Below are 26,124 nucleotides of genomic sequence, written 5' to 3'. Positions count from 1 at the left end.
AGCCGTACGCTGGAGAGGCCGTGGCGGACGCCGGACCTCGCATTTCTCCGCTCGATCGGTCTTCCTCCCTGGAGGCGGGAGCTGGCCGCGCCGAAGGTGTCTTCGGCGCGGAGGCAGGCGCGGCGCAGGCCGGCGCGGTGATGGCTGCGCCTTCGGCGCGCGCCTCGCTCCGCGGGCTCGCGGCCGTGGATGATCTTTTGTGCACAAAGGGATCGAGCGGGCTCGTGGTGTTGCACGGGCCCCGCGCGACGCTCTCGGCGGTGGGGGCGCACGCGGCGCGGCGGGCGCAGGTGATCGGGCGCGCGTGCCACCGGATCACCGAGGTCGCGTGGGACGAGCCCTGGCGCGAGATCGCGGCGCAGATGGGGATCGGCGACGTGGTCGAGCCGCGCCTTGTGGCCGCGCGGATCGTGGCCGCGGCGAGCGGCGCGATGATCGTCGTGGCCGAAGGCGCGCCGACGCACTGGGGACAGGCGGTCGTGGAGGAGATGGCGCGCCTCTTCGTCGCGCCACGCGCCGGCGCTGCGCCGCTCGTGCTCTTGCTGCGCGAGGTGGCGGCGGCGCCCGCGGGCGCGCGCCTCGTGCAGATCGATCCGATCGCGTCGCCCGAGGATCTTCGTCGCTTCTGGGAGGCCATCGCGCAGGCCGCCGAGCTCCGCCTCGGCGCGGAGGAGGGGCGGCTCGAGGCGCTCGAGCGCTGGTGGTCCGCGGCCAGGCGCGCGCCGCTCGACGGGCGAGCCGAGCAGATCCCGCTCGAACCCGGGCAGAGGCGGCTCTGCGCGCGGCTCGCGCTGGCGCAGCGCAGTTTTCCTGTCGCGGAGGCGGGGCGACTCGGCACGAGCGAGGACGTGGCGGCGCTCGTCGCGCGTGGCGCGGTGACGATCGACGCGGCGGGGTCGATGAAGCTCACGGGAGCGGCGCCGATGGAGCTCGAGGCGGAGCACGACGACGCGATCGCGGTGGCGAGCGCGCTCGAAGGGGTGTTCCCGATCGATCCCTGGGCGATGCTCCGCGCGGCCGAGCTGTGGGCGCGCGCGGGCTTCTCGGAGCGGGCCGAGGCGCTCGCGTCGCGCGCGCTCGCAGGCGTCGCGGAGCCCTCGGCGCGCGTGGATTTCTGGCGGCGCTGGGAGAGCGCGCTCGCGCTCTTCTCGGGCGAGGCGATGACGAAGGCGCTGCTCCGCTCGGCCGAGCTCGCGCTCCGCGTGGGCGACGCGGAGCGGGCGACGGGGTTCGCGCGGGCAGCAGCCGCGCGGGACGGGAACGCGCCGGAGGTGATGATCACGCTGGGCAAGGCGCTCAGCGCGGAGGGGGATCTCACGACGGCGACGATCGTGCTCGAGCGAGCGATGAGCCGGGCGGAGGAGCGCGGCGCGCGGGCGCGCGCGGCCGTGGAGCTCGCCGAGGTGCGGTACACGGCCGGTGATCTCGAGGCCGCGCGGAGGTTCGCCGAGGAGGCGCAGGGCGGCGCGTCGGAGCTCGCGACGCGGCTCGGCGCGCGCAACGTGCTCGGCAAGCTCCTGCTCGCGGCGGCGTCGTGGAGCGAAGCGGAGGCACATTTCGCGGCCGACGCGTGGGAGGCGGCGTGCGGCGGCGAGGGGATCGCGGAGCTCCGGGCGCGGCTCAACCGCGCGATCGCCGTGCTCTCGGCCGGCAGGCTCGACGAGGCGCGGCCGATGCTCGCCGCGGTGCTCGACGACGGCGCGGCGCGCGGCGAGCACCGCGCCGTGGGTTTCGCCCTGACGAACCTCGCGACGATCGCCATCCTGAAGCGTGATCATCCGGAGGCGATCCACCTCTCGGAGCGCGCGATCGAGGTCTTCCGGCGCATCCGCGAGCGGCTCTTCCTCGCCACCGTGATCCCGAACCTCGCGGAGCTCCGGCTCGATCTCGGGCTGGTGGCCGAGGCGGAGCAGACGCTCGCGTTCGGGCGGCAGGCGTGCGGGCCGGCGATCCCGGGGACACGCGCGCCGCACTTCGCGCTCGTCGCGGCGCGGATCCACCTCGCGCGTGGCAGGACGCTCGAAGCGCGGGCGGAGCTCGCTTCGGCGATCGCCGGGGCGAGCGGATCGAGCAACGGCGCGAAGCTCTGCGAGTGCCACTGCCTCGCGGCGCGTATCGCGCTCGACGACGGCAACGTCGCGCGCGCGGCGCAGGCGATCGAGCGCGCCCGGGCGCACGCGAGCTCGACGCAGGCGCGCGCGGAGGTCGCGCTGCTCGAAGCGACGCGGGCGCGCGCCGCAGGGGATCCTTGGGACGACGCCGCGGAGGAGGCGCTCGATCTGGCGCGTGAAGCGGACGCGCCGGAGCTCGAGCGTGAGGCCCGCGTGCTCCTCTGCCACGCGGAGCTCGCACGCGGAGACACGCGCGAGGCCGAGGCGCACCTGCAGGCGGCGAGCGCGTCGCGGGATCTGATGGCGTCGTCGTTGCCCGAGGGGATCCGCGAGCGGTTCCTCGCGCGGCCCGAGCTGCGCGCGCTCGCGGCGCTCTCGGCGCGGGCGCCGCGCGGGAGCGAGCCGGGGCAGAGGCCTTGCGAGCGATGCGGCGAGGCGTCCTGTCCTGGTTGCTCCTCGCCGTCGCTCTCCCCGTCGTCGCCGCCGTCGCGTGGGGCCTCGCCCTCGCGATCGGCGGTGACGGCGATCGAGCGGATCGTGGGGCGTGACCCGGCGATGCTCGCACTGCTCACGGCCATCAAGAAGGTCGCGAAGGCCGACACGACGGTGCTGATCCAGGGCGAGAGCGGCTCCGGCAAGGAGCTCGTCGCCGACGCGATCCACGAGATGAGCCCGCGCCGCGCGGGGCCACTCGTCAAGGTGAACTGCTCGGCGCTCGTCGAGACGCTCCTGCTCTCCGAGCTCTTCGGCCACGAGAAGGGCGCGTTCACGGGCGCGCAGGCGCGGCGCCGCGGCCGGTTCGAGCTCGCCGAGGGCGGCACGATCTTCCTCGACGAGATCGGCGACATCTCGCAGCGGACGCAGGTCGCGCTCCTCCGCGTGCTCGAGGACAAGAGCTTCGAGCGCGTCGGCGGCGCCCAGCCGATCCGCGCGAACGTGCGGATCCTCTGCGCCACGCACCGGGATCTCCGCGCGATGGTCGCGCGCGGCGAGTTCCGCGAGGACCTCTACTACCGGCTGCGGCAGGTCGTGCTTGAGGTCCCCTCGCTCCGCCAGCGCATCGCGGACATGCCCCTCATCACCTCCGCCTTGCTCACGCGTATCGCGCAGGAGCGCGGCGAGCCGCAGAAGCGGCTCTCGGATCGGGCGCTCGAGGCGCTCATGAAGCACGCCTGGCACGGCAACGTGCGCGAGCTCGAGAACGCGCTGCGCGCGGCCTCGCTCTTCGCGGAGGGTGACCTCATCGAGCTCGAGGACTTCACGACGAACGTCGAGTACATGCGCGGCGCTGTTGCCGAGAGCCCGAGGGCCTCGTCGCCGCCCTCGTCTCCCGAGCAAGAGGCGCGTGGTCCGCTCGCCGAGCGCCGATCGCAGGGGGAGGGCGATTCGACGCCGGTCGAGGTGACGTACGCGCACGTCCGTTCGGGGGTGAGCCTGAGCGATATGAAGCGGAAGATCGAGCGTGAGTGCATCGCGCGCGCGCTCGAGGAGAGCGGCGGGAACATCACCCGCGCCGCGGCGCTTCTGGGGATGAAGCGGCCGAGGCTATCGCAACTCGTGAAGCAGTACGGACTGGGCAGCGCGTCGGAGGACGGATCATGAACGTGGGGAGACAATCGCTCGGGCTCGGAGGACTCTTCGCACTCGTCGCGATGATGCTCACGGGGTGCCTCGTCGCGCCCGACGAGAGCGTCACGGTCGACGAGGCCGTCGAGGAGCTCCAGGCGAGCGCTTCCGATTCGGACGATCAGGCAGATCGAGGCGCGTCCGAGCTGCCCGACGAGCCGCCTCCGCAGACCGACGACATGCCCGATCCGCTGCCGTGGACCGAGCTCCATACGCTCACGCCGAGCGGCTGTGATCCCCAGGCGCGCAGCGGCCCCGATCCGCTGCCGTGGGAGCCGCCCTCCGGCACGCAGAGCTCGCCGGGCGTGGGGACCAAGCAAGACTAGGCGCCTCGAACGAACGATCGATCGGGGACGTCCCCGAGGCGGCGCGTTACGCTCTCGTCGTGCCGATAGGGATCGATCTCCGGACCCGGACCACGCTCGTCTGCGGCGCGCTCGCGCTCGTCATCGCCGTCTCGATCCTGCTCCGCGGGCGCGTCCGCACCGTCCACCTGCTCTTCGCGGCGTTCGCGGGCGATATCGGCCTCTGGTACCTGTCGCAGTCGCTCTTCGGCTTCTTCCAGCAGACGATCTGGGAGCGCTTCACCGCGATCCTCGCGGTGCTCTTGCCGCAGTTCGCGCTCCACCTCTTCGAGGCGATGATCCCGCACGAGGGCGATCGCCCGAGCCGCCTGCCGCGCCTCGCGGGCGTGCTCGCGGTCCCCATGGTGCTGCTCGTGCTCAGCCCCAAGCAGGGCTTCTGGCTCGTGCGCGGCGCGGTGTTCTTCTACGTCTTCGCCTTCCTCACGGCGGGGCTCTGGGAGCTCGGGCAACGCGGCGCGCGGAGCGGCTCGCGCGCGACGCAGCGGCGCGTCCGCTTCCTCGTGGTGATCGGCGCGCTCGCGGGCCTCGCGAGCGTCGCCGATTTCGCCTGGTTCCTCGGCGTGAACCCGGCTCCCGTCGGCGCGGCGCTCAGCGTGGTGTTCCTCTTCATCCTGGCGCAAGCGCTCCGCCACGAGCGGCTGCTCGACGTCTACGAGATGCTCGCGCGCCTGCTCGTCGCCACGGCCGTCGCCTTCCTGATCGCGGGGATCTTCTACGTCCTCATCACGTTCATCGGCGGCTTCAACACGATGTACCTGAACGCCGTGCTCGCGGCGATCGTGATCCTCGTCCTCTTCGATCCGCTGCGCGAGCGGGTGGCGGAGCAGATCCAGAAGCTCTTCTTCCGCGATCGCTTCGACCTCGAGCAATCCGTGGCCGACGCGCGGCGGCGGCTCGTGCACGTGCTCGAGCTCGACGAGCTCGGCTCGATCGTGATGACGGCGCTCGAGCAGTCGCGCCGCGTGACCAAGGCAGCGCTCTACCTGCGTGACGCGGACGGCACGGGGTTCGACAAGCTCGCGGCACTCGGGCAGGGCTCGCCGCCGCGGATCGAGGTCGCGACGGCGCGCGCGCTCCTCGATCGGCTCGTCGTCGGTCCGCTCTCGCTCGAAGAGCTCAAGCGCGAGGTGCGCGAGCGCAAGGCACGCGGCGCGCGGACGGACGCGTCCGAGGCGGTGCTCAGCGCGGCCGCGGTGCTCGGGAGCCTGCGGGACGGCGCGGTCATCCTGCGGATCCGGGCCGAGGGCGACGAGATCGTGGGGCTGCTCGTCGTGGTCGACGAGCGCGTGCGGGACGCCTTCTCGCCCGAGGAGATCACGCTGCTCGACGCGATCTCCACGCAGGTCGGCGTGGTCATCGAGAACTCGCGCGTCTACCAGCAGATGAAGGAGCGGGATCGGCTCGCCGTGCTCGGGCAGATGGCGGCCGGCCTCGCGCACGAGATCCGCAACCCGCTCGGGGCGATCAAGGGCTCGGCGCAGCTCCTCGCGGAGCCCGGGCCCGACGGGCGCGAGCCGGACACGCAGTCGCGCGAGTTCATCAGCATCATCCTCGAGGAGGTCGAGCGGCTCGATCGTGTGGTCGGCTCGGTCCTCGATCTCGCGCGCGCGAACCAGGGCGCGGTGGTGCCGACGGACGTGAACGCGGTCGTGCGCCGCACCCTGCAGGTGCTCTCGACCGAACGAGCGAGCCAGGATCTGACGGTGGAGGTGAACCTCGATCCGAGCCTGCCGCGGGTCGCGATCGATCCGGAGAAGCTCCGGCAGGTGCTCATGAACCTCTACCGCAACGCGGCGCAGGCGATGAAAGGGCGGGGGAAGATCGCGGTGTCGACGCGCGTGCGGCTCGGCCGCGGGACCACGCGCAGCGGGACGGGTATGGCGGACGATCCCTTCGTGGAGCTCACGGTCGCCGACAACGGGCCGGGGATCTCGCAGAAGGTGCTGGAGAACATCTTCCTGCCGTTCTTCTCCACGAAGGAGAAGGGGACGGGCCTCGGGCTCGCGATCAGCCAGAGGATCGCGCAGGGCGCGGGCGGGCGTATCGAGGTGCGATCGTACGAGGGCAAAGGATCGACGTTCGCGGTGATCCTGCCGGCGGCGATGGACGCGCTCGGGGCGCCGTCGTCGACGCCGACGCCGCTCAGTCGTTCTGCATGAGGCCGCGGATCTTGCCCGTGGGCAGGAGCTTCACGCGCAGGGCCGAGGGCTCGCGGGGCAGGCCGGGCATGGTCATCATGTCGCCGGTGAGCGCGACGGCGAAGCCTGCGCCGGCGCTGAGGCGGATCTCGCGCACGGTGACCTGGAAGTTCGTTGGACGTCCAACGAGTGTTGGTTCGTCGGAGAGCGAGAGCTGGGTCTTCGCCATGCAAATGGGCACGCCGCCGTGGCCGAGCTCCTCGATGCGTCGCGCGTCGCGCTCGGCGGCGGCGGTGAAGGTGACGCCGTCCGCGCCGTAGATCGTGCGGGCGATCTTGGTGATCTTGTCACGCAGCGGCTCGGCGAGCTCGTAGGTGAAGCGGGGCGCGGGCGGCGCGCCGTCGGTCGCGTCGGCCGCAGTCGCGACGGCCTCGGCGAGCTCGAGCGCTCCCTCCCCGCCGCGCATGAAGCCTTCGCAGCGGACCGCGCGTACGCCGCGGCGCTTCATGGCCGCATCGACCAGGGCGAGCTCCTCTTGCGTGTCGTTCGGGAAGACGTTGATGGCCACGACGACGGGAAGGCCGAAGAACACGGCCGAGTCGAGGTGTTTGTCCAGGTGCGCGAGGCCGGCTTCGAGCGCCTTCTCGTCGGGCTCGGCCGCGCGCTTGACCGGGGCGCCGCCGTGCATCTTGAGGGCGCGCAGCGTGGCCACGAGGACGAGCACGCGCGGGAAGACGCCCATCGTCCTGCACTTGATGTCGAGGAACTTCTCGCCGCCGAGATCGAAGCCGAAGCCCGCCTCCGTGATCACGTAGTCGCCGGAGAGCAGGCCGAGGCGGGTCGCGACGACGGAGGAGCATCCGTGGGCGATGTTCGCGAAGGGCCCGGCGTGCACGAGGGCCGGGCCTCCTTCGTCGGTCTGCACGAGGTTCGGCTTGATCGCGTCGCGAAGGAGCGCGGTCATCGCGGAGGCGGCGCCCACGTCGGCCGCCGTGATCGGCGCGCCGCTCGTGCTCTGCCCGATCACGATGCGGCCGAGGCGCCTCTCGAGATCCTCGGGCCCCTCGGCGAGCGCCACGATCGCCATCACCTCGCTCGCGGCCGTGATGTCGAAGCGATCCTGCCGCGGCACGCCGTCGGCCTTGCGGCCGAGGCCGACGACCACGTTGCGCAGGGCGCGGTCGTTCATGTCGAGCGCACGGCCCCACGTCACCTGGCGCGGGTCGATCGCGCCCTTGTCGCCGAACGACGTGTTGAAGTGGCAGGCGTTGTCGACCATCGCGGACAGGAGGTTGTGCGCGGTGGAGATCGCGTGGATGTCGCCGGTGAAGTGCAGGTTGATGTCGTCGGCGGGCACGAGCGTCGCGCGACCGCCGCCCGTCCCGCCGCCCTTCACGCCGAAGACCGGGCCGAGCGAGGGCTCGCGCAGGCAGAGCACGGCGCGCTTGCCGAGGCGACGCATGCCCATCGCGAGGCCGATCGACGTCGTCGTCTTCCCTTCGCCCGCGGGCGTCGGGTTGATGGCCGAGACGAGCACGAGGCGCCCTGCGCCCGAGGCGGGGCGCGCGAGGGCGGCGAGATCGATCTTCGCCTTGTTGCGGCCGTAGGGCTCCACGTGATCCTCGGACACGCCGAGCTCGCGCGCGACGTCGAAGATCCCCTGGGGTCCGATGGGCAAAGCGCTCTGCGGAAGGGTCACGATCACCTCGATGCCTGCGCGGCAGGCGTCACGTGTAGCGGCGTTGCATGAGCTCGTGGAGCGGGCGGCTCGCGCGCACGAGCGAGAGCGTGTGCTCGGCGTGATCGTGGGCGTAGCCGTTGCCGATGAAGAGATCCACGTCGCGGCCGATGCCCTCGGCGCCGAGCGCGGCGGCCGTGAAGCTCGTGCTCATGGCGAAATAGTAGACCTTGCCGCGATCGCGGGCCGCGAGGATCGCCGAGAGCTCGACCCCGGGCACGTTCACGCACGAGAGCACGAGGTCCGCGCCGCGGCCCTCCGTGAGAGGCGCGACCGCGTCACGCACGGCGAGCGGATCACGCGCGTCGAGCGTCGCGACGTGATCGCAGATCCCGAGCGCGCGCAGGTCGTCGGCGTACGCGGCGAAGGACTCGACGCCGATCACCTTGCCCTTCTCGCCCACGCGGCGGCGCGCCTCGGCCGCGCAGAGCAGGCCGGATTTTCCGCCTGCGCCGAGCACGACGACGGTGTCGCCGGGGCCGCAGAGGCGCGCGACCTGCGGCGCGGCGCCGGCCACGTCGAGCAGGGCGAGCACGAGCCGCTCGGGCATGTCCGTCGGCATGCGCGCGATCGGCGCCGTGAGGAAGACGGCCGCCTTGCCAGCGACGTCGAGCTGCGCGGAGGCGGGTCGTACGGCGATCACGCGATCGAGCCGGAGCGGCGTGAGCGAGAGCGAGACGAGCGTGGCGACGCGGTCGCCCGGGACGAAGCCGCGCGTGGCGGCCATGTCGCCGACGCGCTCGACCACGCCGAGCAGCATGCCGCCGGAGCCCGTGACGGGGTTGTGTTGCTTGCCGCGGCGCTGCACGGTCTGCATCACGAGCGCGGCGACGCCGTCGGGATCCCCGCCGGAGGCCTCTTCCATCTGCCGGAAGCTCGCGGCGTCGACGTTGAGGGTCTGGACGTCGACGACGATCTCGGTCGCGTAGACCTTGGAGAAGTCGTTGTCGAGCTTCTCGGCGGGCTGGGGGAGCGCACCTTTCGGCGCGATCACGCGGTGGGTGCCGAGGGGGTCTCCTGCAAGCGTTGTCACGAGCGCTCCCTTATCATGCCTTTCGCCGGACGCGAGTCGGGGGATCCCGCGAGGAACGCTTGACCCTTGGAGCCTTGAAACCCTAAAGTTTCAAGGACGAAGCGGGCGTATCCTGCGCCCTCCGCGAATCTTTCGGCCGAGCATGGAAAGCCAACTGCCCAAGGTGTCGCCGCCGCGGAGGCTCGCGCTGCGCTTCATCTCCGGCAAATACCAGGGCGGAGAGTTCCTCCTGGAGGACAAGAAGGAGATCGTCGTCGGGCGCTCGAGCGACCTCGACATGGTCCTCGTGGAGGACATGGTCTCCCGCAAGCACGCGCGTATCGCGTGCGGCGACCCGATCACGATCGAGGACCTCGGCTCGACGAACGGCACCTTCGTCAACGGCGAGCGCATCAAGCGCGCGACGTTGAAGGAAGGGGATCGCGTGCTCATCGGCACGAACATCCTCAAGGTCGTCGTCGCCGAAGGTTCACAGCCCGGGATCCGCCTGCCCAAGCGCAGCGAGCAGCCGCCCTCGGGCCGATCGCCGACGCGCAGCATGTCCGGCGCGATCGACGAGATCCCGCTGCCCGATCTCCTGCAGCTCCTCGGCTCGTCGAAGAAGACGGGCCTGCTCGTGATCCGCACCGACGACGAGGTCGGCAAGATCCACCTCTCGAAGGGCGCGATCGTCCACGCGTCGATCGACGACAGCGCCGACCTGCCGCCGCTCAAGGCCGCGTATCGCGTCCTGTCGTGGGGGAGCGGCACGTTCGACTTCGAGCCGCCCGACGAGGTCCTGCCGAAGGATCTGATCGACGTGTCCGTGCAGGAGATCTTGATGGAAGGTCTCCGCCAGCTCGACGAGTACAACGCCATCAAGCACAAGCTGCCCGGGAAAAACGCGCAGCTCTCGGTGGCGCTGCCGCTGAAGCCGCTGATCCGGGATCTCGGGCCCGGCGAGCTCGACGTGCTGCAGGCCGTGTGGAACCACGCCGAGATGCACGTGGTGATGGACAAGAGCCCCGCGAGTGACCTCGACACGGGGCGCACGCTCTTGAAGCTGATCTCGTCGGGCTACGTGCGCATCGAGTAACGCGACGGATCCTTCAGCAGCCTGCGAGCGCGGACCGCACCGCGTCGGCGAGCGTGGTGATGTGCTCGTCCTCGAAGCCGAGTGACGCGAGCGTCTCCGCGAGGCGCAGCACGTACTCCACGTTCGTCCCGCTTGGGCCACGCGCCTCGAGCACGTCCGCCACCATGCTCTCGAAGGGCGCAGGCCCGAGGTGCCACGGGTTGCCCGGGCGCGCGATCCAGGTGATCGCCTCGATGATCCTCTCGCGCTCCGCGGCCTCGCCATGAAGCTCCGCGCGCACCGTGACGCGGTCGTATCCACCTTGCTCGCGTTCGTCGAGCGCGGCGAGGATCGCGTCCGCCTCCGCGGGCGCGAGCGCGTACACGAGGCCGCCCACGTGCGCGCCTTCCGCGGCGACGAGCGTCGCCACGCGGCCGAGCCTCGAAGGCGTGCCGCGGTGATCGGGTGATCCCTGCTCGAGCCGCCGCGACAAACCTCGAACACGCGCGGCCCTGGCCTCGACGTAGGGGAAGCCGGGCCGCCAGAGCAACGAGCCGTAGCCGAAGATCCACACGCTCACGGCGCTGCTTTTTTCCGGCCGAGCCCGACGAGGAAGACCTCGGAGCTCACGCTGCGCGTGCCCTCGGGCCGGATCACGCGCACCTCGTCGTAGAGCGAGCGCAGCCGCTCGCGCGCCTTCTGGAACTCCTCGCTCATGAAGAGCTTGCCGACGAAGGCGCTGCCGGGCGCGCCGAGCGCCTCGGCCACGGAGACCGCGCGATCGAAGAGCTCGTAGCTCCGCCACTGATCCGCGGCCTTGCTGCCCGTCGTCGCGGGCGCCATGTCGCTCAGCACCACGTCGTAGGGCGCGAACTGCGCGAGCGCCTCGTTCGTGAGCGAGAGCGCGTCGCCTTGCACGACGGTCACGTTGGGCCCGAAGGCTTGCCGGATCTCCGAGAGATCCACGGCGAGCAGGTGCCCCTTCGAGCCGATCTTCTGCGCGGCGTACATGGACCACGACCCGGGAGCGGCGCCCAGATCGAGCACCCGCTGCCCGGGTCGCAGGAGACGTACCCGGCGATCGATCTCCTCGAGCTTGAAGACGCTCCGCGCCGGAAACCCTTGCGCCTTCGCCGCTTTGGTGAAGGTGTCGGGTTTCCGGTACGGGTTCTTGCCCTTCGCGCTCACGAGGAGATGGCGATCAGGCCTTCTTGCCGGCGTTCTTCTTCTTCACGGCGCCGCGGACGAGCACGATGCCGTTCTTCGCGCCCGGGACCGCGCCCTCGATGAGGACGAGGTCGTCCTCGGGCATGAGCTTCGCGATCTTCAGGTTGAGCGCGCTCACGGTCTCGGCGCCGTAGTGGCCGGGCATCTTGAGGCCGGGCAGGGTGCGGCCGGGGGTCATGTTCGTACCGATCGAGCCGCCGTGCCGGCGGTACTCGTGGGTACCGTGCGTCTGGACGGCGCCGGCGAAGTTCCAGCGGCGGACGACGCCGGTGAAGCCGCGGCCGCGGGACGTGCCCTGCGCGTCGACCTTCTGGCCGACCTCGAACACCTGATCGACGCCGATCTTCTGGCCGACCTCGAACTTCGCGGCGTCCTCGACGGAGACGCGCAGCTCGCGCACGACGCGCTTCGGCGTCTGCTGCGACTTGCGGTAGGCGCCGAGCAAGGGCTTCTTCGTGTGCTTCTCTTTGCGCTCGCCCAGGCCGACGATGAGGGCGCTGTAGCCGTCCTTCTCCATCGTCCGCTTGCCGATCACGACGCCGCCCGCCTGCACCACGGTGCAGCGGAGGACCTCGCCCTTCTCGTTGAAGATCTGGGTCATCCCGACCTTCTTGCCGAGGATGCCAAGGTTCTTGTTCATGTCGATTGCCTCTGTCGCGCTTCTTCTGGGGTCTGTTCGGCCGTGTTCGCGCCTATCGCGAGCCCCTCGTCGCATCTTTTGCCTGCTTGGCGAAGGCCGGTTCGAAGCGCAGGAACCGGGGTGAACGAGCACCAGGCGAGTCGGGGGGCGGGGAGTCTACCCAGGAAGGTCCAAAGGGAAAGGTTTTTTGTTGGCAAACCCCGAAGGCCGGAACATGGAGCACCGGGTGAACGAGCAAGCGCCGGCCAAAGTGAAGGATCCGGTGTGCGGGATGATGGTGACGCCCGGGGCGGCCAGGGGCGGGAGCCACGAGCACGCAGGCACGACGTACTGGTTCTGTAACCCCCGCTGCAAGGAGAAATTCGCGGCGGATCCGGAGAAATTCCTCGCGCCGAAGGTCGAAGCGAAGCCAGAGCCGCCCGCGGCGAAGGTGGAGGAGAAGGCCCCGGCAGGGACGATCTACACCTGCCCGATGGATCCCGAGGTCCGGCAGGACAAACCGGGATCGTGTCCGATCTGCGGCATGGCCCTCGAGCCACTCGCGGTCGTCACCGCCGAGGAGCCGCCGAACCCCGAGCTCGTCAGCATGACGCGGCGCTTCTGGGTCTCGGCCGCGCTCTCGCTCCCGCTGCTCGTGATGGCGATGGGGCCGATGCTCCTGCCGGGGTATCGCTGGTCGCACGGGCTGCCGTACCAGGCGTGGATCGAGCTCCTGCTCGCGACGCCCGTGGTCCTCTGGGGAGGCCTGCCGTTCTTCGAGCGCGGGTGGACGTCGCTCAGGACGCGGCGCTTCAACATGTTCACGCTCATCGCGATCGGAACGGGGACGGCCTACGTCTACAGCGTCGCCGCGACGATCGCGCCCTCGATGTTCCCCGCCTCGTTTCGCACGCACGGCGGCGCGGTGCCCGTGTACTTCGAGGCCGCGGCGGTGATCGTCACGCTCGTCCTGCTCGGTCAGGTCCTCGAGCTCCGCGCGCGCAGCCGCACGTCGGGCGCGATCCGCGCGCTGCTCGGCCTCGCCCCGAAGAACGCGCGGCGCCTGCGAGACAGCGCCGAGGAGGACGTGCCGATCGAGATCGTCGCCGTGGGCGATCGGCTCCGCGTGCGGCCAGGCGAGCGTGTCCCCGTCGACGGCGTGGTGCTCGAAGGTCAGAGCTCCATCGACGAGTCCATGGTCACGGGCGAGCCGATCCCGGTGGAGAAGGCCGCGGGAGATCACGTGACGGGCGGGACGGTGAACGGCGCGGGTGGCTTCGTGATGCGCGCCGAGCGCGTGGGGCAGGGGACCTTGCTCGCGCAGATCGTGCGGATGGTCGGCGAAGCGCAGCGCACGCGCGCGCCGATCCAGCGGCTCGCGGACGTCGTGAGCGCGTGGTTCGTCCCGGCCGTCGTGCTCACGGCCGTGCTCACGTTCGTCGTGTGGGCGCTCTTCGGCCCGGAGCCGCGCCTCGCGTTTGCGCTGCTCAACGCGGTGGCGGTGCTCATCATCGCCTGCCCCTGCGCGCTCGGCCTCGCGACGCCGATGTCGATCATGGTGGGCACGGGGCGCGGCGCGTCGGCGGGCGTGCTCGTCAAGAGCGCCGAGGCGCTCGAAGCGATGGAGCGCGTGGACACGCTCGTCGTGGACAAGACGGGCACGCTCACCGAGGGCAAGCCCGCCGTGGCCTCGATCGTCCCGCTCGACGGCGCCGAGGCGTCGGTGGTGCTGCGCGTCGCGGCGAGCCTCGAGCGCGGCAGCGAGCACCCGCTCGCCTCGGCGATCCTCGCGGCCGCGAAGGAGAGAGCGGTCGAGCTCGGCTCCGTCACGGACTTTCGATCCCTCACGGGCCGCGGCGTGACGGGCGTCGTCGAGGGCGAGCCCGCGGCGCTCGGCAATGCTCGGCTGCTCGATGAGCTCTCGATCGAGTTCGACGCGGCCCGCGCCCGCGCCGAGCAGCTCCGCGTGCAGGGACAAACCGTGGTGTTCGTGGCGCGCGGCGGGCGCGTCCTCGGGCTCGTGGGCGTCGCCGATCCCGTGAAGAGCTCCGCGCGAGAGGCGCTCTCCGCGCTTCGAGAAGAGGGCCTCGTGATCGTGATGCTCACGGGCGACAGCCGGACGACCGCCGAGGCCGTCGCGCGCGAGCTCGGCATCACGGAAGTGGAGGCCGAGGTCCTGCCCGATCAAAAGAGCGCGGTCGTCGATCGCCTCACGAAGGACGGCAAGGTCGTGGCCATGGCCGGCGACGGCGTCAATGACGCGCCGGCCCTCGCGCGCGCCGCGGTGGGCATCGCCATGGGCACGGGCACGGACGTGGCCATGGAGAGCGCGGGCGTCACGCTCGTGCGCGGCGATCTACGCGGCATCGTGCGGGCGCGGCGCCTCTCGCGGGCGACGATGAAGAACATCCGCCAGAACCTCTTCTTCGCGTTCGTCTACAACGGCCTCGGCGTGCCTCTCGCGGCCGGCGTCCTCTATCCGTTTTTTGGCCTCCTCCTGAGCCCGATGATCGCGAGCGCGGCCATGAGCCTGAGCAGCGTCTCGGTCATCGCGAACGCGCTGCGCTTGCGCACCACGCGCCTCTGACGCAGAGCGTCGGTCGCTCGCCCGTGGATCCGCGGAGGAGCCGGGAAAGCGCGCTCCGTCCTGGAAAGAGCGTGAGCTCGCATCGCCGGTTGGGCTGCCCGAACCCCCTCCCGTACTGCAGTCGTGGTGCTACGCTCTTCGAGGGGCGACGCGCCTGCCGCCGGGAGGTTCGATGGCAAGCGAGCGCAATCGCAACGGAGCCGCGAGCCCGAGGGATACGACGAGGACGCGCGTGTCCCTGCGGGAGGGGGCGCCCCGCACGCGTGGGGCACCTTCGTCGAAGCTCGCCGATGGATCGGCGGGTGGACCTGGAAGGGGCGCGCGTTCGTTCGCGGCGATCACCCCGGGCGCGGGCGCGGGCGCCACGAAGGCCGCCTCTCGGGACTACGTCTTGCCGCTCCTGCTCCTCGCGCTCGTCGTGGTCGCGGTCGTGCAGAACCTCGTCCTCCGCGTGACCGTGCCGCTCGCGCTCGCCACGGCGGCGGTCGCGCTTCTCGTGCGTGGATCGCGGAGGCGCTCGGCCGACGCGGGCGCGTCGCGTGGCATCTGCGTCGACGGTCATGGGCTCTTTTTCCAGCCGGAGAGCGGGCCGCCCGAGAACGTCGTTCCCCTCGCCGAGCCCTTCGGCATGACGCTCGTCACGAGCGCCAAGCGAGATCGCATGGTCGCCGTCTGGAGCTCGCCGGAGGGCCTCTTTTACGTGGGATCGACGTTCGAAGGGCCGGCGCGCCGCGCGCTCGGGGCGCTCTTCGATCGCGCCTTCACCGCGGTCGGCGACGACGCCGCGCTCGAGGCCCTCGGCCCCGACGGCGCGCCGCTCGAGCTCTTGCCCTCGGACTTCGCCGCGCTCGTCTTCGCGGTCGAGGAGCTCGATCCCGCCTGCGTCGAGCGCCTCGTCCTCTCGGACGCGCGGGGCGCGCCGCTCACGCTCGACGGCCGCGAGCTCGTCGTCGGCGAGCGCCGCTTCGACCTCACCGCGCCCCTCGAGTGGCGCCCCTTCGTCTTCCAGGAGGCCTTCGGCCAGGCCGTCGCCGTCTACCAGGGCACCTCGATCCGGCAGGGCGGGAGCGAGGCCGTGCTCGTGGCGCTTTTGCCCTCGATCCTGCCTTACGAGTTCGGCGAGGAGGGCGAGCTCGATCGCAGCCTCCTCAGGGACCTGCGCCTCATGCAGGCGCCGCCCGAGGATCCGCCGCCACGCGACGCGCGTGTCGCCATCGATCGGCTCTTCGTCCTGCCCGTGCGTTCCGCCCTCGACAAGGCGCCGCGCGCCTCGCAGCAGCCGTCGCGGGCACGCGCATAACCCGAGCGCAATTTTGCCATCGAACGGTTGTCCTTTCGGGCGCTTGACGCGGCCCGTCGCTCGCGGCTACACCCGGCGACCATCGAACCCGAGCTGCCGACGCGCGTCGGCGCACGCTCGCCCGGAGGCACCATGGCCGTCGACATCCAGAAGCTCTTCAACGAAGAAGTCCCCTCGAAGATCGCTAAGAACCCCGACGGGGCGAAGGCGATCGGCGGCAAGTACCAGTTCGACATCACGGGCGAGGGCGGCGGCCAGTGGTTCCTCGACCTGAACGCCGCGAGCGCCCAGGCGGGCAACCCCGGCGGCGCCGACGTGACCATCACGATCTCGTCGACCGACTTCCAGAAGCTCTACGAGAACCCGCAGGCGAACGGCATGCAGCTCTACTTCGCGGGCAAGCTCAAGTTCGTGGGCAACCAGATGCTCGCGATGAAGCTGAACAAGCTCTTCGAGCTCTGATCGATCCCGCACCCGGGAAGAGGCCGGCGCCTCCTCGGATCCGTCCGAGGGCCGCCGGCCTTCGTTCATCCGCCATCCATGTTTGTTTGACCTCAAAGGAAACCGCATGCGCCCCCTCGTCGGCAAACGGATCCTGGACCTCTCGCGGCTCTTGCCCGGCCCCTTCGCGACGCTCGTGCTCGCCGATCTCGGCGCCACCGTCGACAAGATCGAGGACCTCGTCGGCGGCGACTACCTCCGCCACATGCCGCCCGCGATCGCCGGCGAGTCCGCGGCCTTCCAGCTCTTGAACCGCGGCAAACGCAGCGCGCTCCTCGACCTCAAGCGGCCCGAGGGACGCGCGGCGTTCGAGCGGCTCGTCGGCTCGTACGACGTGCTCTTCGAGCAGTTCCGCCCCGGCGTCCTCGATCGCCTCGGCCTCGGGCACGACGTGCTTCGCGCAAAATTCCCCAAGCTCGTCATCTGCGCCCTCACGGGCTACGGCCAGGATGGACCGCTGCGGAGCCGCGCCGGGCACGACATCGACTACCTCGCGCGTGGCGGCTTGCTCGGCTCGCAAGGGCCCGAGGACGGCCCGCCGCAGCCGCCCGGCTTCCAGCTCGCCGACGTGAGCGGAGGCATGTGGTCCGTCATCGCCATCCTCGCCGCGCTCGCCGAGCGTGATCGCACGGGCGAGGGGCGCGTGCTCGACGTCTCGATGACCGACGGCATCCTCGGCTTCGCCACGGCCACGATCGGCGCCGCGCTCGCTGGCGAGACCCGCCCCCGCGGCACCGACGCGCTCGTCGGCGGGATCGCGCCCTACGGCACGTACCTCTCGAAGGACGGACACGCTTTCGCGCTCGGCGCGCTGGAGCCGAAGTTCTGGATGTCCTTCTGCGCCGCCGCCGGCCTCGAGCCGAGCATGGAGGCGCTCGTGCCGGGCCCGCACCAGGCCGAGATCAAGGCCGCCGTGCGCGAGGCGTTCGCCGCGAAGACGCGCGACGAGTGGATCACGATCGCCGAGAAGCACGACTGCTGCCTCGAGCCCGTCGTGCGCCCGAACGAGCTCCGCGACGACCCGCTCTTGAAGGCGCGCGATCTCTTCTTCGACATCCCGAGCGGGCGCGGCGACATCCCGCAGATCCGGCTCCCCGTCACGCCGAAGGGCGTCGCCTTCACCCCGCCGCCGCGCTCGGGCGAGCACACGCGCGAGATCTTCCGCGAGGCGGGTTTCTCCGACGCGGAGATCGACGACCTCGCCCGCGTCGGCGTCATCCGGCACGGAGAAGGCAGCTAGTCAGATCTTCTTCAGCTCGTCGACGAACTCCCAGTCGGCGACGAGCCCCTTGCGCAGCAGCACCGACAGGAGCGCGGCTGCGATGGCCTCCCAGCGGAGGTTCGGCCCGAGGATCTCCTTCGCGTCCGCGCCATGACAAACCGCGCGCAGCGCCGCCACGAGATCCCTCGCCGTGAGCCCTGCGCGGTCGTCCTCGGCCCCGAGCGTCGACGGCGGCAGCTCCTCCTCGATCGGCATGCCGGCCGGCTGCGCGAGCGTAGTCACGCGTTGCTTCTGTTTGCGCGGCGCTGGCAGCGAGATCGTCGTGCCGTCGAGCAACGTGAGCGAAATCATGCGCGGCGCGCGGCCGCGTGGCTCCGGGATCGTGTCCACGGGCTGCGAGCTCGGCACGAGCTCCCCTTCGCCGAGCGTCGAAGGCTGCGGATCGTCCGCGATCTCGAGCACGCGTCGCAGCCGCTCCGACGGCGGCGGCAAGGGACGCGCCTCCACGATCGACACGCGCGTCTTCGCGGCGACCTCTTCGAGCTGCGGCGACTGCGCGCCCGGATCCGGGAGCGTCGGCGGCGGCGGCACGTCGGGCGCCGAGGGCATCTTGCCGCGCATCGGGGGAGGCGCTTCCGCTTCGACGATCGGGGCGGCCTCTTGCGTCGGCGGCGGCGGCGTCTTCGGCGCGCTGCGCGTCGGGCTCGGCTGCGGCTTCGGCGAGCGCTCGGCCTCCGATGCTTTGAGCTCCAACGAACTCACCGTGACCTCCGCGACCTCGACCTGCGGCGCCTCGACCGCCGCTGCCACGAACGGCGCGGCCGGCGTCTCCTCGAGGGCCGCGGCGGCGGCCGTCTCCGGCGCGACCTCGGGCCTCGTGCCGTCGGGCGTCGTGTCGCGCTCGACGATCGGCGCGGGCTCGGTGAGCGGCGTCTGCGCGGCCGGCGCGCCCACCTGCACGTCGTAGTACACGCGGATCGCGTCCCGGATGTCGCTCGGCGGCGCGATCATCGCCTTCACCGGCAGCCCCGAGTGCTCGCTGCAGGCGCGCAGGCCCTCCTCGTTCGAGGGATCGTCCATCGCGACGTAGAGCGTCTGGCCCTGCCCGCGCACGTGACGGACGTAGATCGGCACCACGCAGAAGCGCTCGGCCACGTGGTGCGGCACCAGGTTCAAGAGCTGCCGCGAGAACTCGATGTGCAGCAGCGAGACCCAGGGCACGCTCAGTTGATGCGAGAGGATCTGTGTGAGCTGGGTCTCGTTGATGTGCCCTCGCTCCACCAGCAACGTGCCGAGGCGTCGCCCGTCGGTTTTCTGGAGCGCGAGGACCTCGTCGAGGTCTTGCTGCGAGAGCAGCCCTGCGTCGACGAGGAGCTGACCGAGACGGAGGCGCGGCGTTGGCATCGGCCCGCAGGTTAGCCGATCGCAGCGCGGACCGACCAGTTGTTGGGGAGCCGCGGCGGGCGTGACAGAACCGGCGCAATCTCGGGCCCGACCGTGGTAACTTCCGGCGCGTGTCGGATGTCCTCTGCCCTCAGTGCGCCACTGCGTGCGATCCGGCACACCGCTTTTGTCATGTCTGCGGCTTTCCGATCTCGGAGGTGCAATCACGCGCCGACGATCCGCTGCTCGGCACGACGCTCCCTGGCGGCTACGTCATCCTCGAGCTCATCGGCGTGGGCGGCATGGGCCGCGTCTACCGCGCCGAGCAGAAGGCCCTCGGACGCACCGTCGCCGTCAAGATCATCCACCCGCACCTGCTCGGCGACGAGAGCGCGTCGGTCCGGTTCATCACGGAGGCGCGCGCGGCGAGCCGCCTGAACCACCCGAACATCGTCAGCGTCTTCGACTTCGGAAAGAGCGGCAACCAGCTCTACCTCGTGATGGAGTTCCTGCGCGGGCGGGACCTCGCGCGGGTCGACTACGAAGAGGGGCCGCTGCCGTTCCGCCGCATCGTGGACATCATGTGCCAGGTGCTCGCGGGCCTCGCCGAGGCGCACCACCTCGGGATCATCCACCGCGATCTCAAGCCCGAGAACGTGGTGCTCGAGCCGATGCGCACCGGCGGCGACTTCGTGAAGGTCGTCGACTTCGGCCTCGCGAAGATGCGCGAGGTGCCGAGCACGCACATCACGAGCCCCGGCATCGTCTGCGGCACGCCCGACTACATGTCCCCCGAGCAGGGCCGTGGTGATCCGATCGACGGGCGCAGCGACCTCTACACGTGCGGCGTGCTGCTCTTCCAGCTCCTCACGGGCCGGCTGCCGTTCGAGTCCGAGTCGCCCACGCAGGTCGTGCTCATGCACCTCACGGTGCCTCCGCCGAACCCGCTCGACGTCGCTCCGGCGCGCAACATCCCGCTTCCGCTCGTCGACGTGACGCTGCGCGCGATGGAGAAGGAGGTGAGCCGCCGCTACCAGACGTCCGACGAGTTCACCCTCGCGCTGCGCGCCGCCGCGGCGATGCTCGATCGTGGGGCGCCGCCGTCCTCGGTCTCGGTCGAGGAGCCCGGCGTGGCCTGCGGCTCGTGCGGCACGATGGCGCCGCGCAACCAGAAGTTCTGCGGCGAGTGCGGGGCGCGTATCTCGCTCCAGCCGCCCATGAGCCAGCCCCGGCGCATCGCGCCGCCCGTCTCGGGCCCGCCGCCGCGCGTGCGCCTCTCGAGCTTGCCCGAGCTGCCGCTGCCCTTCGTCGGGCGCGAGCGTGACCTCGAGTGGCTCGACAGCTTCCGCTTCGACGTCGATCGCACCCTCGCCACGGCGCGGATCGTCGGCGAGGGCGGCATGGGCAAGACGCGCCTGCTCCAGGAGTTCATCCACCTCGCGTCCGTCGCCGGCGACTACGTCGTGCTCACCCGCCCCGATCCGTGGGGCGCCGACGTCGGCTACCACGTGCTGCGCGAGGCGATCGTGGCGCTCGCGTCGTTGCCGCACGGCGGCGGAGAGCCCCACGAGTGGCGCGGCGCGACCCCCGAGGCGCGCGCCGGCCTCATGGCCATCTTCGGCAAGAAGGACCGCAGCGCTCCGCATCCGAGCGTCAACATGTGGTCGAAGCCTCCCGCCGGCATCGTCCAGCCCGACGATCGACGCTTCACCGCCGCCGAGGCCCTCCGCTGGGCCATCATGCGCGCGCACGAGCGCAACGAGGGCCGCCTCGTTTTGCTCGCGATCGACGACCTGCATGCGGTCGACGGCGCCAGCCGCAACGCCTTCGCCGACGTCGTCGTCGAGCCCCCGATCCACCCGCTGCTCGTCGTCTCGACGCACCTGCCCGGCTTCGATCCCGGCTGGGCCGGCGCGACGCGTGTGCTCGAAGGGTTGCCCCTCGACCTCGTCTCGCAGATGGTCGCCCAGCCTCACGCCGCGACCCTCGGCCAGAACGGCGGGCGCTCGATCTCGCCGCTCTACCTCGATCAGTTCCTCCGCTTCTCCTCGGAGGGCGGCACGAACCCGCCTGCGCGCCTCGGCGATCTCGTCGCCCAGCGCATCGAGCGCCTGCCGCCCGAGGCGCGCCGCGTCCTGCAGGCCGTCACCGTCCTCGGCGACGACGCGCAGATGGAGGACATCGAGCGGCTCTTGCCCTCGGATCGCAACACCGTCCAGCTCCTCGCCGTCCTCCGCTCCGCGGGCATGATCGAGCAAGAGCTCGGCGGCTTCCGCGCGGCGCACCCGCTCCTCCGCGAGATCGCGCTCGCCACGACGCCCGTCGCCGTGCGGCGTGACCTCCACGCGCGCGCGCTCGTGGGCCGCGACGGCGAGCCGCTCCCCTTGCCGCTCGAGGTCCGCGCGCTCCACGCCTACCACGCGCAGGACACCTTCGAAGCGCTCATGCTCCTCGAGCAGGTCGCCGATCGCGCCGGCGATCGTGGCGATCGCGACGGCTCCGTCCTCGCGCTCCGTCGCGGCCTCGATCTCGCGCGCCGCGAGCTCTTCCGCGGCGAGCTCGACGAGCCCGAGAAGGCCGTCATCATCTTCAGCCGCAAGCTCGGCGAGGCGCTCGCGCGTGCCTCTGCGCTCACCGACGCCGACGGCGTCCTGCGCGAGGCGCTCGATCTCGCCGCGGGCGGCCTCGAGCGCGCGCGCCTGCTCGCGGCGCTCGCCTTCGTCGCGCACGAGCGAGGTCGCGCGAAGGAGGCGAGCGCCTTCCACGCGCAGGCGCTCGACCTCGCTCGGACGGGTGGCTCGAGTGATCTCATGGCCTCCCTCGAGCGCATGCGCGCCGACTGGAACGCGGGGTGAACGAGCGCGCCGCGCCTCCCGAGGGCCAGCGGCCCAGCACCCGAGCGCCGCGCGTCGCGGCTCGCCCCTTCGTCGCGCGCTGGGACCTCGACAAGACCTACCTGCGCACCGACTTCGACACCGTGCGTGACCTCGTCCGCACCGCGATCGAGCGCCCCGATCAGAAGCGCACCGTCCCGGGAGCTGCGGCCTTGCTCCGCGAGCTCGGCCGCGCGGGCGTGGAGATCCACATCCTCTCCGGCAGCCCTGAGCAGCTCCGCTCTCGCATCGAGCAGAAGCTCCGCCTCGACGGCGCGCGCTGGGCCTCGCTCACGCTCAAGCCGAACCTGCAGAACATCTTGCGCCTCCGCTTCCGCGCGCTGCGCGGCCAGCTCGGCTACAAGCTCCCGGCGCTCCTCCGCCGCCGCTGCGAGCTCGGCGCCGCGCGTGACGAGAACGCCGATCTCGTGCGTGAGGTCCTGCTCGGCGACGACGCCGAGGCCGACGCCTTCGTCTACTCGCTCTACGCCGACGTCTGCGAAGGCAAGGTCAAGCCTGACGAGCTCGTCGACATCATGCGCGCGGGCGGCGCGTACGAGGACACGATCCTCGACGCCGTCCGCTTCGCTGGGTACGTCGAGAAAGGCCCGGTCGTCGAGCGCATCTTGATCCACCTCGACCGCCAGTCCTCGCCCTCGGACTTCCGCCTCTATGGCCCGCGCGTGGTCCCCTTCTACAACTACCTGCAGGCTGCCTTCGTCCTGCACGAGGACGGCCGCATCCCCGATCGCGCCGTCTTGCGCGTCGCCCAGGACCTCGTCGCGTCGCACAACTTCGACGGCGCTGCGCTCGGCCGCAGCTACCTCGACCTCTCGCGCCGCGGCCACGTCTCGGGCCGCGGCGTCCCGGCGATCGCCGAGGCCTACCGTGAGCTCACGCAGGGCCGCGCTGCGTCGGCGAGCGAGCTCGGCGCGATGGTGCAGAGCCTCGAGCACATGCTGCCCGACCTGCGCCCGCCCGTCTCCCGCTCGGAGATGGCGCTCGACTACCGCGCGATGGTCGTCGCGCACAACCCGAGGACGCGAAGGTAGCTCGCGCCCTCGGGGGCTCGTCCTAGACCCACGCGTTGTTCAAGATCTCGCCCACGCCTCCGGCGCCCGGGACGATGTACTGCACCTCGTTGAGCCCGCGCTCCTCCTCGCTCGTGCCCGGCTCGGTGCGCAACACGGCCGGCGGCGAGAGCCCACGATCCAGCCGGTACGCGTAGATCACGAGGTCCGGATGATCCGCGTGCACGCGCCGGATGTACTCGGGCGTCACGATCAGGTGCATCGCGATGAGCTTCGCCGGCTTTCCTTCGAGCGAGCTCTTGTAAAACGACGCCGCGCTGACCATCGACGACCCCGTCGCGCCCATCGGATCCGGGAACAACACGTAGCGGTCGCTCACGTCACGCCCGATCTTCGCGTCGTGCCACGTCGCGCCCACGACCTGGCCCTGCGCGTTCGTCTGCCGGCTCATGAACAGGTGGTCCTGCCGGACGAGGTTCGGGTCGAGCACCTCGTTCATCAGGTCGAAGACCACCTGCGACGGCATCGTCCCTGCCCGGGCGATGCCCACCGTCACGGCCTTGGTGGTCCGGGAGAGCGCGGTGCCTCGGTAGACGGCCTCCGGGTGCGCGACGGCCATCCGCGTGGGGACATCCACGCGGGCGCGGGGGAACTCCGTCGCCAGCACGATGCGGGCGAGCCCTTCGTAGAGCATACGGACCAGGCGGCCCATGTCCGGCTGGCCCGTGTCCGGCGAGCAAGCTCGGGTCAAAAGGGTCCAGGCGAACGGGTCGTCGACCAGATGGACTTCCGGCCCGTAACGGTGGGGAATCTCGGCGGCCCGGTACCGGCTCTCGGCGTAGGCGGTGTCGACCATCATTTTTCTGTTACACTACCTGGCCCCGTGCGGGGTATTCCTACGCGCGCCGGTGATACTGGCGTATGGGTTCGGCACGGGTCGACGCTGGAGCCCCTCTCCAGCCACACGCGCGTGTGCGAGACCCGCGAGACGGAGGATAGGTTCGGTGGACAGCGACCTGGCCGAATCGGTTGCGGCGCTCAAAGAAATCTTCGCCAAGCGGAGCATCCCCGTGAGCTTCGGCAAGGCGGACCCGGCGGTGATCGAGGAGCTGCGCAAGACCTTCAGGATCCCCCCACGTTATCGCGCCTTCGTCGCGGCGGCCGATCCGACGGACGTCGAGACCGTGACCCCGGCCGAGCGGGTGCGGCTCTTCCCGTCGCACAAGCTCGCGGGCGAGCAGACGCTCGGGGGCAAGCGCACGGACGAGTTCCCGGCGTGGCGCAAGAGCTGGGTGATCATCGCCCGCAGCGCGCTGCTCGGGGATCCGTACTTCCTCGACACGAGCAAGCTCGACGCCGAGGGCGACTGCCCCGTCTTCACGTGCATGCTCGGCACCGACGCGATCAAGCCCGCGCTCTGCGCGTCGAGTTTCCAGCAGTTCCTGCGGATCCTCGCGACGAGCATGGAGGTCGCGACCGGGTTCGGCGAGGGCACGCTCGACGACGAGGACGAGGCGATCTTCCGCGAGGCGCTCGCGCCGAAGATCAAGGTCATCGACTCGGCCGCGCTGCGCGCCGGGCACTGGACCTAGTCCCGAGGCGAGCTCGCTTCGCGATCTCGCAGAGCGCCGAAGGGTTCGGCGCTCTGGAACATCCTTCCCGACGATGGGCTAGCGATCCGCGAGGGGTCGTTCTTCCGGGAACGCCCCTCCGTCCAGCGCAAAAGCCGCGGCGAGAGGCCTCGATCGGGCCTATGTGCCGAAAAAAAGACGTGGTACGGCACCAGCTTCGCCTGCGAACGCTCTCGAGTCGCAGCGCGACGCCCCACGCATGATCCCGATTCACGTTGATGGAAGCGAAGCGTTCGCCGCGAGCCTCGGCCGCCTCGTGGCGCGTGGCGCCGATGATCTCGGCGCCGTCGAGCAAGACGTTCGCGTGATCGTGTCCGCCGTCCGCGCCGAGGGCGACGACGCCGTCTTCCGTTACGTCGAGCGCTTCGAGCGTCGCCGCCCCGATCCCCTCGTGATCCGCTCGTTCGACGGCGCCGCGGCCCTCGCGCGCCTCGAGCCCGATCTGCGCGCCGCGCTCGAGCTCGCGGCCGATCGAATCCGCCGTTACCACGAGCACCAGCACGAGGCTGGCTTCCGTTACGAGGAGGACGGCGTCGTGCTCGGCATGCGCGTGCGTCCGCTCGCGCGCGTGGGCGTGTACGCGCCCGGCGGCAAGGCTCGGTATCCCTCGAGCGTGCTCATGTCCGCGATCCCCGCGCGTGTCGCCGGCGTGCGCGACATCGTCCTCGCCACGCCAGCGCCCGACGATCGCCTGCTCGCCGCGGCGCACCTCGCCGGCGTCACGAGCATCCTCGACGCGGGCGGCGCGCAGGCCATCGCGGCGCTCGCGTATGGCACCACGAGCTTGCCGCGCGTCGACAAGATCGTCGGGCCTGGGAACATCTACGTCGCTTGCGCGAAGAAGCTCGTCTACGGCGACGTCGACATCGACGGCATCGCGGGCCCGAGCGAGATCGTCGCGCTCGCCGACGACGCGGCCGATCCTTCCGTCGTCGCGGCCGATCTCCTCTCGCAGGCCGAGCACGACGAGGACGCGTGGTGTGTCCTCGTCACCACCTCCCGCGCGCTCGCCGAGGCTGTCGTCGCCGAGCTCGGGCCGCAACTCGCGGCTCTCTCGCGTGACTCCATCGCGGGCGCGTCGATGCGCACGCGCGGCTGTGCGCTCGTCGTCTCGAGCCTCGCGCGGCTCGCCGAGGTCGCCTCGCTCGTCGCGGGTGAGCACGTCTCGTATCACGTCGCCGATCCCGAGGCGCTCTTCGACCGGGTCGAGGGGGGCGGCGCTGCGTTGCTCGGCGGCATGACGCCCGTCGCGGCGGGCGACTACCTCGCGGGTCCTTCGCACGTGCTCCCGACGGGCGGGGCTGCGCGCTTCGGCTCTCCGCTCGGCGTCTACGACTTCGTCGTGCGCGCGAGCATCATTCGTTACTCGACGCCCGCGCTGCTCCGTCACGGCCCGCACATCGCGAACTTTGCGCGGGCCGAGGGCCTCGACGCGCATGCGCGTGCGGTCGAGCTGCGGATGTCGCGACACACGCGCCTCGGGGGGCGGGGGGAGGGCGAGAGTTAGCGACCTCGTGTCAGAGCTTTAACGGGGATCCGGGCGGGGCCCCGTGCTTCAAGAAGCAAGTGCTTGAAAATGCACAAAAATTCGTGCTGGCATCAAACATGCTTTCCGTCCCGCTGACCGGGTATGTACCCGCTCGCGTGGGCTTTCTGCGGGCTTCGGATCGGCAGTGCAAGGAGGA

At 71.1% G+C, this 26,124-nt stretch carries 19 protein-coding genes; 12 read left to right on the top strand and 7 right to left on the bottom strand.

Annotated elements, in window-relative coordinates; genetic code table 11:
- Positions 1 to 20: 20 nt before the first annotated feature.
- Genes GF068_RS46925 through GF068_RS46920 form a run of 3 tightly spaced genes read left to right on the top strand, consistent with a single transcriptional unit; the run spans position 21 to position 6,261 of the window.
- Positions 21 to 3,713 carry a sigma 54-interacting transcriptional regulator gene (locus GF068_RS46925; protein ID WP_153818632.1) on the top strand — a complete coding sequence of 1,231 codons (3,693 nt, stop codon included), beginning with the start codon at positions 21 to 23 and terminating at the stop codon, positions 3,711 to 3,713.
- Positions 3,710 to 4,063 (top strand): hypothetical protein, encoded by a 354-nt coding sequence (locus GF068_RS07445; protein WP_153818631.1) that lies wholly within the window; start codon positions 3,710 to 3,712, stop codon positions 4,061 to 4,063. Before GF068_RS46925 ends, GF068_RS07445 begins: the two co-directional genes overlap by 4 nt.
- Before the next feature lie 59 nt (positions 4,064 to 4,122).
- Positions 4,123 to 6,261, top strand: coding sequence for an ATP-binding protein (locus GF068_RS46920; protein WP_338046270.1), 2,139 nt, complete (start codon positions 4,123 to 4,125; stop codon positions 6,259 to 6,261).
- On the opposite strand, the gene GF068_RS07435 is transcribed toward GF068_RS46920, so the two are convergent.
- Positions 6,245 to 7,939, bottom strand: a complete 1,695-nt coding sequence (locus tag GF068_RS07435) for a formate--tetrahydrofolate ligase (protein ID WP_338046269.1) — start codon at positions 7,937 to 7,939, stop codon at positions 6,245 to 6,247. The two genes, GF068_RS46920 and GF068_RS07435, sit on opposite strands and share 17 nt — an antisense overlap.
- 28 nt (positions 7,940 to 7,967) lie before the next feature.
- Positions 7,968 to 9,011, bottom strand: a complete 1,044-nt coding sequence (gene kdd / locus GF068_RS07430) for an L-erythro-3,5-diaminohexanoate dehydrogenase (RefSeq protein ID WP_240806723.1) — start codon at positions 9,009 to 9,011, stop codon at positions 7,968 to 7,970.
- Between the two features lie 142 nt (positions 9,012 to 9,153).
- On the opposite strand from kdd, the gene GF068_RS07425 reads away from it, so the two are divergent.
- A complete protein-coding gene (locus tag GF068_RS07425) occupies positions 9,154 to 10,086 on the top strand; it encodes a DUF4388 domain-containing protein (protein WP_153818630.1) in 933 nt (310 codons plus the stop codon).
- 13 nt (positions 10,087 to 10,099) lie between these two features.
- Here the strand turns inward: GF068_RS07425 and GF068_RS07420 are convergent, their stop codons facing one another.
- The 3 genes from GF068_RS07420 to rplC are packed head-to-tail and all read right to left on the bottom strand — an operon-like array spanning position 10,100 to position 11,932.
- Positions 10,100 to 10,645 carry a gamma-glutamylcyclotransferase gene (locus GF068_RS07420; protein WP_338046268.1) on the bottom strand — a complete coding sequence of 182 codons (546 nt, stop codon included), beginning with the start codon at positions 10,643 to 10,645 and terminating at the stop codon, positions 10,100 to 10,102.
- Positions 10,642 to 11,253 (bottom strand): SAM-dependent methyltransferase, encoded by a 612-nt coding sequence (locus GF068_RS07415; RefSeq protein ID WP_338046267.1) that lies wholly within the window; start codon positions 11,251 to 11,253, stop codon positions 10,642 to 10,644. Before GF068_RS07415 ends, GF068_RS07420 begins: the two co-directional genes overlap by 4 nt.
- Positions 11,254 to 11,266: 13 nt before the next feature.
- Complete coding sequence (gene rplC, locus GF068_RS07410) at positions 11,267 to 11,932, bottom strand: 50S ribosomal protein L3 (RefSeq protein WP_153818629.1); 666 nt, start codon at positions 11,930 to 11,932, stop codon at positions 11,267 to 11,269.
- A gap of 214 nt (positions 11,933 to 12,146) precedes the next feature.
- Between rplC and GF068_RS07405 the strand changes: the two genes are divergently transcribed.
- From GF068_RS07405 to GF068_RS07390, 4 genes are all read left to right on the top strand, one after another.
- Entirely contained in the window at positions 12,147 to 14,498 is a 2,352-nt protein-coding gene (locus tag GF068_RS07405) for a heavy metal translocating P-type ATPase (RefSeq protein ID WP_153819122.1), read from the top strand.
- A gap of 232 nt (positions 14,499 to 14,730) precedes the next feature.
- Positions 14,731 to 15,798: an IMP dehydrogenase gene (locus GF068_RS07400; RefSeq protein WP_153818628.1), complete on the top strand. Its 1,068-nt coding sequence runs from the start codon at positions 14,731 to 14,733 to the stop codon at positions 15,796 to 15,798.
- Between the two features lie 132 nt (positions 15,799 to 15,930).
- The gene (locus GF068_RS07395) at positions 15,931 to 16,260 is read left to right on the top strand and encodes an SCP2 sterol-binding domain-containing protein (RefSeq protein ID WP_153818627.1); all 330 of its coding nucleotides are present in this window, start codon (positions 15,931 to 15,933) and stop codon (positions 16,258 to 16,260) included.
- A gap of 106 nt (positions 16,261 to 16,366) precedes the next feature.
- Positions 16,367 to 17,539 carry a CaiB/BaiF CoA transferase family protein gene (locus GF068_RS07390; RefSeq protein ID WP_153818626.1) on the top strand — a complete coding sequence of 391 codons (1,173 nt, stop codon included), beginning with the start codon at positions 16,367 to 16,369 and terminating at the stop codon, positions 17,537 to 17,539.
- Here GF068_RS07390 and GF068_RS07385 read toward each other — a convergent pair whose 3' ends face one another.
- Positions 17,540 to 18,925 (bottom strand): cyclic di-GMP-binding domain-containing protein, MshE-related, encoded by a 1,386-nt coding sequence (locus GF068_RS07385; protein ID WP_153818625.1) that lies wholly within the window; start codon positions 18,923 to 18,925, stop codon positions 17,540 to 17,542.
- A gap of 197 nt (positions 18,926 to 19,122) precedes the next feature.
- Here GF068_RS07385 and GF068_RS07380 point away from each other — a divergent pair, with 197 nt between their 5' ends.
- Both GF068_RS07380 and GF068_RS07375 read left to right on the top strand, forming a co-directional pair.
- Complete coding sequence (locus GF068_RS07380; RefSeq protein WP_153818624.1) at positions 19,123 to 21,759, top strand: protein kinase domain-containing protein; 2,637 nt, start codon at positions 19,123 to 19,125, stop codon at positions 21,757 to 21,759.
- Positions 21,756 to 22,829, top strand: coding sequence for a hypothetical protein (locus GF068_RS07375; RefSeq protein WP_338046266.1), 1,074 nt, complete (start codon positions 21,756 to 21,758; stop codon positions 22,827 to 22,829). Before GF068_RS07380 ends, GF068_RS07375 begins: the two co-directional genes overlap by 4 nt.
- A 22-nt stretch (positions 22,830 to 22,851) precedes the next feature.
- Here GF068_RS07375 and GF068_RS07370 read toward each other — a convergent pair whose 3' ends face one another.
- Positions 22,852 to 23,664 (bottom strand): uracil phosphoribosyltransferase, encoded by an 813-nt coding sequence (locus GF068_RS07370; protein ID WP_153819120.1) that lies wholly within the window; start codon positions 23,662 to 23,664, stop codon positions 22,852 to 22,854.
- A gap of 148 nt (positions 23,665 to 23,812) precedes the next feature.
- On the opposite strand from GF068_RS07370, the gene GF068_RS07365 reads away from it, so the two are divergent.
- Complete coding sequence (locus GF068_RS07365) at positions 23,813 to 24,400, top strand: SMI1/KNR4 family protein (protein WP_338046265.1); 588 nt, start codon at positions 23,813 to 23,815, stop codon at positions 24,398 to 24,400.
- A gap of 238 nt (positions 24,401 to 24,638) precedes the next feature.
- Entirely contained in the window at positions 24,639 to 25,946 is a 1,308-nt protein-coding gene (gene hisD, locus GF068_RS07360) for a histidinol dehydrogenase (protein ID WP_153818623.1), read from the top strand.
- Positions 25,947 to 26,124 lie beyond the last annotated feature (178 nt).

Origin of the sequence: Polyangium spumosum, from assembly GCF_009649845.1 — a bacterium.
In the GTDB taxonomy this organism is placed as follows: Bacteria; Myxococcota_A; Polyangia; order Polyangiales; family Polyangiaceae; genus Polyangium; species Polyangium spumosum.
This window is presented reverse-complemented; position numbering and strand designations above follow the sequence as displayed.

Coding starts and splice junctions, on each gene's coding strand:
- GF068_RS07425 (WP_153818630.1), top strand. CDS start 9,154: ATGGAAAGCCAACTGCCCAAGGTGTCGCCGCCGCGGAGGCTCGCGCTG.
- GF068_RS07405 (WP_153819122.1), top strand. CDS start 12,147: ATGGAGCACCGGGTGAACGAGCAAGCGCCGGCCAAAGTGAAGGATCCG.
- rplC (WP_153818629.1), bottom strand. CDS start 11,932: ATGAACAAGAACCTTGGCATCCTCGGCAAGAAGGTCGGGATGACCCAG.
- GF068_RS07370 (WP_153819120.1), bottom strand. CDS start 23,664: ATGGTCGACACCGCCTACGCCGAGAGCCGGTACCGGGCCGCCGAGATT.
- GF068_RS07385 (WP_153818625.1), bottom strand. CDS start 18,925: ATGCCAACGCCGCGCCTCCGTCTCGGTCAGCTCCTCGTCGACGCAGGG.
- GF068_RS07390 (WP_153818626.1), top strand. CDS start 16,367: ATGCGCCCCCTCGTCGGCAAACGGATCCTGGACCTCTCGCGGCTCTTG.
- GF068_RS07445 (WP_153818631.1), top strand. CDS start 3,710: ATGAACGTGGGGAGACAATCGCTCGGGCTCGGAGGACTCTTCGCACTC.
- GF068_RS07395 (WP_153818627.1), top strand. CDS start 15,931: ATGGCCGTCGACATCCAGAAGCTCTTCAACGAAGAAGTCCCCTCGAAG.
- hisD (WP_153818623.1), top strand. CDS start 24,639: ATGATCCCGATTCACGTTGATGGAAGCGAAGCGTTCGCCGCGAGCCTC.